9 protein-coding genes are annotated in these 7675 nt (G+C 75.5%); 6 read left to right on the top strand and 3 right to left on the bottom strand.

What is annotated here, in order from left to right; genetic code table 11:
• Nucleotides 1-66 precede the first annotated feature (66 nt).
• The 6 genes from trpE (at nt 67) to ABD208_RS07630 (ending at nt 4358) form a co-directional block, all read left to right on the top strand.
• The gene (trpE, locus tag ABD208_RS07655) at nt 67-1692 is read left to right on the top strand and encodes an anthranilate synthase component I (RefSeq protein WP_344101201.1); all 1626 of its coding nucleotides are present in this window, start codon (nt 67-69) and stop codon (nt 1690-1692) included.
• Nucleotides 1689-2345: a Trp biosynthesis-associated membrane protein gene (locus tag ABD208_RS07650; RefSeq protein WP_344101199.1), complete on the top strand. Its 657-nt coding sequence runs from the start codon at nt 1689-1691 to the stop codon at nt 2343-2345. The genes trpE and ABD208_RS07650 overlap by 4 nt, the downstream gene beginning before the upstream one ends.
• 54 nt (nt 2346-2399) lie before the next feature.
• Entirely contained in the window at nt 2400-2645 is a 246-nt protein-coding gene (locus tag ABD208_RS07645) for an HGxxPAAW family protein (RefSeq protein WP_344101197.1), read from the top strand.
• A complete protein-coding gene (locus ABD208_RS07640; protein ID WP_344101195.1) occupies nt 2642-2911 on the top strand; it encodes a DUF4190 domain-containing protein in 270 nt (89 codons plus the stop codon). Before ABD208_RS07645 ends, ABD208_RS07640 begins: the two co-directional genes overlap by 4 nt.
• The gene (locus ABD208_RS07635) at nt 2904-3356 is read left to right on the top strand and encodes a DUF2752 domain-containing protein (RefSeq protein ID WP_344101193.1); all 453 of its coding nucleotides are present in this window, start codon (nt 2904-2906) and stop codon (nt 3354-3356) included. The genes ABD208_RS07640 and ABD208_RS07635 overlap by 8 nt, the downstream gene beginning before the upstream one ends.
• 171 nt (nt 3357-3527) lie before the next feature.
• Nucleotides 3528-4358: a hypothetical protein gene (locus tag ABD208_RS07630; RefSeq protein ID WP_344101191.1), complete on the top strand. Its 831-nt coding sequence runs from the start codon at nt 3528-3530 to the stop codon at nt 4356-4358.
• Nucleotides 4359-4456: 98 nt separating this feature from the next.
• Here the strand turns inward: ABD208_RS07630 and bioD are convergent, their stop codons facing one another.
• From bioD to bioB, 3 genes are read right to left on the bottom strand one after another with little or no spacing between them, the layout of a single operon-like run.
• Nucleotides 4457-5239, bottom strand: a complete 783-nt coding sequence (bioD, locus tag ABD208_RS07625) for a dethiobiotin synthase (RefSeq protein WP_344101189.1) — start codon at nt 5237-5239, stop codon at nt 4457-4459.
• Nucleotides 5236-6594: an adenosylmethionine--8-amino-7-oxononanoate transaminase gene (locus tag ABD208_RS07620; protein WP_344101188.1), complete on the bottom strand. Its 1359-nt coding sequence runs from the start codon at nt 6592-6594 to the stop codon at nt 5236-5238. Before ABD208_RS07620 ends, bioD begins: the two co-directional genes overlap by 4 nt.
• Nucleotides 6587-7672: a biotin synthase BioB gene (gene bioB / locus ABD208_RS07615; protein ID WP_344101187.1), complete on the bottom strand. Its 1086-nt coding sequence runs from the start codon at nt 7670-7672 to the stop codon at nt 6587-6589. The genes ABD208_RS07620 and bioB overlap by 8 nt, the downstream gene beginning before the upstream one ends.
• Between the last annotated feature and the right edge of the window lie 3 nt (nt 7673-7675).

Here is a 7675-nt window from a genome sequence, read left to right as displayed (position 1 = left end):
GGACGCGGCGCCGGCCGGCCCGGCCGCTCCCGCCGCCCGGCCGGCCGACGCCGAGGAGGTCACCCGGTGACCCAGCAGACCACCGCCCCTGTGGCGACGCCCGCGCCGTCCGGCGCCCCCGCCGATCTCCCCTGGGGCGAGACCTGGCCGAGCCTCGCCGGCTTCCGGGCGCTCGCGCCGGACCGCCGGGTGATCCCCGTGGTCCGCAAGGTGCTCGCGGACGACACGACCCCCGTGGGGCTCTACCGCACGCTCGCCGACGGCGCCGGCTCCTTCGTCATGGAGTCCGCCGAGGCCACGGGGGAGTGGTCGCGCTGGTCGTTCGTCGGGGTGGCCTCGCGGGCGATCCTCACCTCGACCGGGGGCCGGGCGCACTGGACCGGCGACGTCCCCGTCGGGATCCCCGTCGAGGGCGACGTGCTCGACGTCGTGGAGGCGACCCTCGAGGCCCTGCGCACGCCGCGCCTGGCCAACCTGCCGCCGTTCACCGGCGGGCTGGCCGGGTCCCTCGGCTGGGACGTCGTGCGGCACTGGGAGCCCACGCTCCCGTCCGAGTCGCCCGACGAGCTGCACGCCCCCGAGCTGGCCCTGTGCCTCGCCACGGACCTCGCCGTCGTCGACCATCGCGAGGGCACCGTCTGGCTGGTCGCGAACGCGATCAACGCCGACGACACCGCCGACCGCGTCGACGAGGCCCACGCCGACGCGGTCGCCCGCCTCGACGCCATGCAGGCCCGCCTCGCGCAGGGCGCTGCCCCCGTGACCACGGTCGTCGCGGCCGCCGCACCGGGCACGGCGGGCGGAGGCGTCGCGGCCGACGACGACGGCGTGGCCGAGCCGCAGCTGGAGTTCCGGTCCACGCAGCAGGAGTTCGAGCAGGCGGTCCTCGCCGCCAAGGAGGCGATCCGGGACGGCGAGGTGTTCCAGGTCGTGCTCTCGCAGCGCCTCGACCTCGACTGTCCCGCCGATCCGCTCGACGTGTACCGGGCCCTGCGCACCATCAACCCCAGCCCGTACATGTACTACTTCGAGCTGCAGGACTCCGCCGCGCGCCGGCTCGCCGTCGTCGGCTCCAGCCCCGAGACCCTCGTCAAGGTGGCCGACGGCCACGTCACCACCTACCCCATCGCCGGCTCGCGCCCCCGCGGCGCGCACCCCGAGCAGGACGTCGCGCTCGCCGAGGAGCTGCGCGCCGACCCCAAGGAGTGCGCCGAGCACCTCATGCTCGTCGACCTGTCCCGCAACGACCTCGTCAAGGTCTGCGAACCCACGTCCGTGGAGGTCGTGGAGTTCATGAAGGTGCGGCTGTTCAGCCACATCATGCACCTGTGCTCCACCGTCGTGGGCCGCCTGCGGCCCGCCGCCACGGCCCTGGACGCCCTGCGGGCCACGTTCCCGGCCGGGACCCTCTCCGGCGCCCCGAAGCCCCGCGCCATCGCGCTGATCGACGAGCTCGAGCCCGCCTCGCGCGGCATCTACGGCGGCACCGTCGGCTACTTCGACTTCGACGGCGACATGGACATGGCCATCGCCATCCGCACCGCGATGATCGCGGGCGGCCGCGCCCACGTGCAGGCCGGCGCCGGCATCGTGGCGGACTCCGTGCCCCGCCTCGAGTACGAGGAGTCCCGCAACAAGGCGGCCGCCGCGGTCCGCGCGGTCCAGCTGGCGGCAAGGTTCCGGACGGCATGACGACGACGACGCCCGCCGCCCGCCCCGCGCTCACCCGTACCCGCGCGCTGCTGGCCCTCCTGGCCCTCGGCGGCCTCGCGCTCGCCACGACCTCGGCCACCTGGATCACCAGCGAGGTCGCCACCGCCCTGCGCGCCGGCGTCGCGGTCGAGGCCACGGGTACCCAGGCCGCCCCGGTCGTCAGCGCCGCCGCGCTCGTCCTGCTCGCGTGCGGCCCCGTGCTCGCCCTGACCGGCCGCGCGGCGAAGTACGTCGTCCTGGCCGTCGCCGTCCTCGCCGGGGCGGGCGTGACGGCGGGCGCGGTCGCCGGCGTCGTCGCGCCGGCCACGGCCGCGCGGTCCGCGGCGGCGGACGCCGCCGGCGTCACGGAGCTGACCGCTCCCGCCGTGCTCACCCTGTGGCCGTGGGTGACTGCGGCCGCCGGCGTGCTCGCGGCGCTCGTGGCCGTCGCGGCGGCGCTCGCGGCCCGGCGCTGGCCGGAGGCGAGCCGCCGTCACGAACGCGATGCCGCACGTCCCGGCGTCGCGCACCACACCCCGGCCGGCCCGGCCGCTCCCGCCGGCGCCCCGGCCGCGCAACGTGACGAACCCGACCCCGCCGCGGACTGGGACGCCCTCACCCGTGGCGAGGACCCGACGCGCGATGACGGATAAGCTGGGGCCGGGCGGTAGCGCCCGCTCCCTGACGTCGAAAGGCTTCACACCGCGATGACCGAGAACCAGACCGCAGCCGCCGAGGTCGCCTACCTCCCGGAGGCCGTCCCGCCGACCAACCACGGGCACACGGTGGCCGCCTGGGTGACGATGACCGGCATCATGCTCGGCGCGCTGGTCTCCACGGCCGGGGTCGTGATCGACACGATGTTCTGGCTGTTCTGGGCCGGGTTCGGGGTGATCGCGGCCTCGCTCGTGCTGGGCGGCGTGCTCAAGTCGATGGGCCTGGGGCAGAAATGACCGCCGCGACGCCCTCCCGGGCCCGCAACTCGCTGGGCGTGTGGTCGCTCGCGCTCGGGAGTGCGTCGTTCCTGCTGTTCCTCGGCGTGCTGACCGGTATCCCGGCGATCCTCGTCGGCAACGACGGGCGGCGCGCGGTCCGCGCCGGCGAGGCCGACAACGAGCGCATCGCGCTCACGGGCGTCCTGCTGGGCTGGGCGTCGGTGGTGGTCACGCTCGTCGGCGTCGTCGTGGTCGCGTCGATGATGCTGCTGCGGGGTGCCTGAGGCGGTGACGGGGCCGGGCGCGGCAGCCACGGCAGCCCCCGCACCACTGCTCGCACGCCTGCGGGGCCCGCTGCTCACCGGTGCCGCCGCGGCCGCCGGGACCGCGCTCCTCGTCCTGCGCACCCCTCACGAGGCGGGTACCTACGGCTTCTGCCCGCTGCTGCTGTTCGCGGGCGTGGCCTGCCCGCTGTGCGGCGGCCTGCGCGGCACCTACGAGCTGGCCCGCCTCGACCTCGCCGGCGCCTGGGCGATGAACCCGCTCTGGGTGCTGCTGGCCCCCCTCGTCGTCGCGCTGTGGGCGGTCTGGACGTACCGCCGCGCACGCGGCCTGCCCGGCCCGTACCTCCCGCGATGGACGGCCTGGGCCACGCTCGCCACGCTGGTCGCCTTCGGCGTCCTGCGCAACCTCCCGCCCCTGGTCCCGTACCTGACGCCCTGGCTCTGACCCGTGCGCCGGGCCGCCGGCCCGATCACGCGGCCCGGGCCGTGACGGCGGCCCACCAGGGCCGGAGCCCAAACGTTTCGGTTCGTGTCGGCTGCTCACACCCGCTCTCTAGCATCCGAGGTCCCAGCCGGGCCGCTACGGCCCGGGCCATTGACGCGAACGGGTGTGTTCATGAAGAGGATCGGATCGCCGAGGACCGTGGGGCTCGTCTCCGCGGCGGCGCTGGCAGTGGTGGCCCTGGCCGCGGCGGCGATGACGCCGGCGGCGGCGTGGGGCGGCGGGCACGGCGGGCCGAAGGGATCCACGGCCTCGTGCGCCCGCACGGAGGCCCTCTTCTGCGAGGACTTCGAATCGATGCGCCCGGGCGGCGCCGCGACCCTCGACTGGGGTCTCGACACGCGCGCCGGCACGCTGGAGGTCGAGCGGGCGGGACGCGCCGGCAAGCTGCTGCACGTGCACACCGAGGACAACGGCATGGCCTTCCTGAAGGTCACCGGCTTCGCCGCGGAGGACAACAGCTTCTGGGGTCGCCTGCGCCTCAAGGTCGACGACTTCCCGACCGCCCCCGACTGGGCCCACTTCACCCTGATCGAGGTGACCGGCTCGGGCAGCAAGGAGGTCGTGCGCCCGCTGGGCGGCCAGTTCGCCCCGACGGTCGGCCCGGACGCCACGTTCTGGGGGGTCGGCGCGGACGGCGGCCCCACCGGGGACTGGACCAACTGGCGCGAGTCGGCCCCCACCACCGAGGACCGCTGGCAGTGCGTCGAGTTCGAGTGGTCGGGCGAGGACAACCGCATCTCCGTGTGGTTCGACGGCGTCGAGCAGCCCGACCTGGAGGTCGACACGACGAACCACGGCGGCGCGGCCACGGACTTCGTGCTGCCCCAGGCCGACACGGTCAAGATCGGCTGGCAGCTCTACCAGGGCGGCACGACCCCGGGCCACTTCGACGTCCTCATGGACGACATCGCCCTCACGGAGACCCGCGCCGGCTGCCCGTAACGAGGTGTGCCGCGCGACCACGAGGTTGCCGCCATCGGATCTCGGACGATGGTCGACAGACTCGTGGTCGCGCAGCGAACCTCGTCGTGGATCGGCGGCTATCGCAGTGAGGCGACGGTGGGGTCTCGGAGCCAGGTCGCCGCACGTGCGCGGAAGGTCTCCGGTGGCAGTGCCCCCGCGCGTTCGGGGACGACGCCGATCAGCGGCGCGCCCGCGACCACCGGGAGGTCCGCGACGTTGCAGCGGGACGCCAGGTCCGGCTCGGCGGGCATGCTGCCGATCACGACCCCGGCGCAGGTCAGGCCGCGATGCCGGAGCGCCTCGGCGGTGAGCGCGGTGGCGTTGAGGGTTCCGAGCCCGGCGGCGGCCACGAGCACCACGGGCGCACCGAGCAACGTCGCGAGATCGGCCAGTGTCCCGCCGTCGTCGTCGAACCTGACGAGCAGACCGCCCGCGCCCTCGACGAGCACGAGGTCGTGCGTGCGGGCGAGCCGCCGGATCTCCCGCGCGACGTCGCCCGCCCGCACCGGCCGCAGCCCCGCCCTCCGGGCGGCGGTCGCCGGGGCGAGCGGTTCGGGGTACCGCGCGTGCTCGTGCACGGTCACGTCCCCGGCGAGACGCGCCACCTCGTGCACGTCCCCCGGTTCGTCGCCGGACACCCCGGTCTGCGCGGGCTTCACGACGGCGACCGACCGCCCGGCGGCCAGCGCGGCGGCGGCGAGCGCCGCCGTCACGACGGTCTTGCCGACGCCGGTGCAGGTCCCGGTCACGACGACGACGCCGTGCAGCACGCCCGCCGGCCCGCCCCGGGTGCGGACGCCGCCGCGGTCCGGGCCGGACGGCGGCCCGTCCTGGGCACGGACGGCACCGCCGGCCCTCATGCCGCCGCCCCCGTTGCCCCGGCCGCGGCCAGCACTCCCGCGCAGATCCGCGCCACGTCGGCGTCGTCGGACACGTACGGCGGCATCGTGTAGACGAGGTCACGGAACGGCCGCAGCCAGACGCCCTCGCCGACGGCGGCGCGGGTCGCGGCCGGGACGTCGACCTCCGTGGCGAGCTGGACGACGCCGATCGCGCCGCGGACCCGCACGTCCCGCACCCCGGGGAGGTCGCGGGCGGGCGCCAGCCCGGTCCGCAGGCCGGACTCGACGCGGCGCACCTCGGCCTGCCAGTCCTGGCCGAGCAGCAGGTCGATCGACGCGAGGGCGACGGCGGTCGCGAGCGGGTTGCCCATGAACGTGGGGCCGTGCGCGAGCACGGGGACCTCGCCGCGTGAGATGCCGTCCGCGACCCGGGACGTGCACAGTGTCGCGCCCAACGTCAGGTAACCGCCGGTCAGCGCCTTGCCCAGGCACATCACGTCGGGCGCGATCCCCGCCTGCTCGGCGGCGAAGAGCGTGCCCGTGCGGCCGAACCCGGTCGCGATCTCGTCGAGGACGAGCAGCACGTCGTGCCGGTCGCACGCCTCGCGCAGCGCGCGGACGTAGCCGGGGGAGTGGAACCGCATCCCGCCGGCGCCCTGCACCACCGGCTCCACGATCACCGCGGCGAGCTCGTGCGCGTGCCGCCCGATCAGCGCGTCGAGCGTCGCCAGGTACGCCGCGTCCAGGTCGTCGTGCCCCGGATCCGCCGGCGGGGCCGGTGCGAAGACCTGCCGCGGCAGCGCGCCCGACCACAGCGAGTGCATCCCGCCGTCGGGGTCGCACACGGACATCGCGTGCCAGGTGTCGCCGTGGTACCCGCCGCGCCAGGTCAGGAAGCGTCGCTTCGCCGGACGCCCCGTCGACGCCCAGTACTGCAGGCACATCTTCATCGCGACCTCGACGGCCACCGACCCGGAGTCCGCGAGGAACACGTGCCGCAGCGGCTCCGGCGTGATCTCCGCCAGCCGGGCCGCCAGCCGCACGGCGGGCTCGTGCGTCAGCCCGCCGAACATCACGTGGCTCATCCGCCCGAGCTGGCCGGTGACCGCCGCGTCCAGCACGGGGTGCCGGTACCCGTGGATCGCCGCCCACCACGACGACATCCCGTCCACCAGCTCGCGCCGCCCCCAGGCGGGCTCGGCCAGCCGCAGCCGCACCCCCTGCGCGGACTCCACCACCAGCGGCGTCGTCGTTCCCGGCAGCGGGCCGTAGGGGTGCCAGACGTGGGCGCGGTCGAGCGCGAGGAGGCCGGCGCCGTCGTCCGCCGCCGACGTCGCGCCCGGCGCCGCTCCCTTCCGCCGGGCGTCACGCATTCGGCGCGACCTGCGTCCCCGCACCCCGCTTGCGCACGACGACGTCGCGCCGGTGCTCCGGCATCGTGTCGGTCCCCGCGCCCTCGACCACGAACCCGGCGTCCGCGATCATCTCCAGGTCCGCCTTGCCCGCCTGCCCCTCGCTGGTCAGGTAGTCGCCCAGGAAGATGGAGTTCGCGCACTGCAGCGCCAGCGGCTGCAGCGTGCGCAGGTGCAGCTCGCGCCCGCCCGCCAGCCGGACCTCCACGTCCGGGTGCACGAACCGCGTCATCGCCAGGATCCGCAGCGCCTTCTGCGGCGTCAGCTCCCACGTGCCCTCCAGCGGCGTCCCCTCGAACGGCATGAGGAAGTTCACCGGCACCGAGTCCGGGTCCAGCGCCCGCAGCTCCAGCACCACGTCCACGAGGTCCTCGTCGCTCTCGCCCATCCCCGCGATCAGCCCGGAGCAGGCCGACAGGCCCGCGCCCTTGGCGCGCCCCACGGTCTCCACCCGGTCCGCGAACTCGTGCGTCGTGCAGATCTCGGAGTACGTCGCCTCGGACGTGTTGAGGTTGTGGTTGTAGGCGTCCACGCCCGCCGCGCCCAGCTTCTCGGCCTGGCCCTCGCCCAGCAGGCCGAGGCACGCGCACACCTCCACCTCGGGGTTGCGCTCGCGCACGGCGCCCACGGTGCGCGCCACCCGGTCCACGTCCCGGTCCGTCGGGCCGCGGCCGCTGGCCACGAGGCACACCCGCTTCGCGCCGCCCGCGACCCCCGCCGCGGCGGCGTCGGCGGCGGCGTCCGGCGACAGCCACGTGTACTTCAGCACGTCGGCCTCCGAGCCGAGCCGCTGCGAGCAGTAGAAGCAGTCCTCGGGGCACAGCCCCGACTTCAGGTTGACCAGGTAGTTCAGCTTCACCCGGTTCCCGAACCAGCGCCGCCGCACGCGCCCGGCCGCCGCGACGACGTCCATCAGGTCCTCGTCGCCTGTGGCGAGGACCGCCAGCGCCTCCTGGCGCGTGACCGGGTCGGCGGGGTCGGCCGCGAGGCCCTTCGCGACGACGGACGACAGCAGCTCTGGCAGCGCGGTTTCGGTCATGGA

Source organism: Myceligenerans crystallogenes (assembly GCF_039529775.1).
GTDB classification, from domain to species: domain Bacteria; phylum Actinomycetota; class Actinomycetes; order Actinomycetales; family Cellulomonadaceae; genus Myceligenerans; species Myceligenerans crystallogenes.
Note: the sequence above shows the minus strand (reverse complement) of the source record. Positions and strands in the feature narration are given on the sequence as shown.

Bases quoted from the DNA above. Each gene is read 5' to 3' on its own strand.
- ABD208_RS07650 (WP_344101199.1), top strand. From the start codon at position 1,689: ATGACGACGACGACGCCCGCCGCCCGCCCCGCGCTCACCCGTACCCGC.
- ABD208_RS07645 (WP_344101197.1), top strand. From the start codon at position 2,400: ATGACCGAGAACCAGACCGCAGCCGCCGAGGTCGCCTACCTCCCGGAG.
- ABD208_RS07640 (WP_344101195.1), top strand. From the start codon at position 2,642: ATGACCGCCGCGACGCCCTCCCGGGCCCGCAACTCGCTGGGCGTGTGG.
- ABD208_RS07630 (WP_344101191.1), top strand. From the start codon at position 3,528: ATGAAGAGGATCGGATCGCCGAGGACCGTGGGGCTCGTCTCCGCGGCG.
- bioD (WP_344101189.1), bottom strand. From the start codon at position 5,239: ATGAGGGCCGGCGGTGCCGTCCGTGCCCAGGACGGGCCGCCGTCCGGC.
- ABD208_RS07620 (WP_344101188.1), bottom strand. From the start codon at position 6,594: ATGCGTGACGCCCGGCGGAAGGGAGCGGCGCCGGGCGCGACGTCGGCG.
- bioB (WP_344101187.1), bottom strand. From the start codon at position 7,672: ATGACCGAAACCGCGCTGCCAGAGCTGCTGTCGTCCGTCGTCGCGAAG.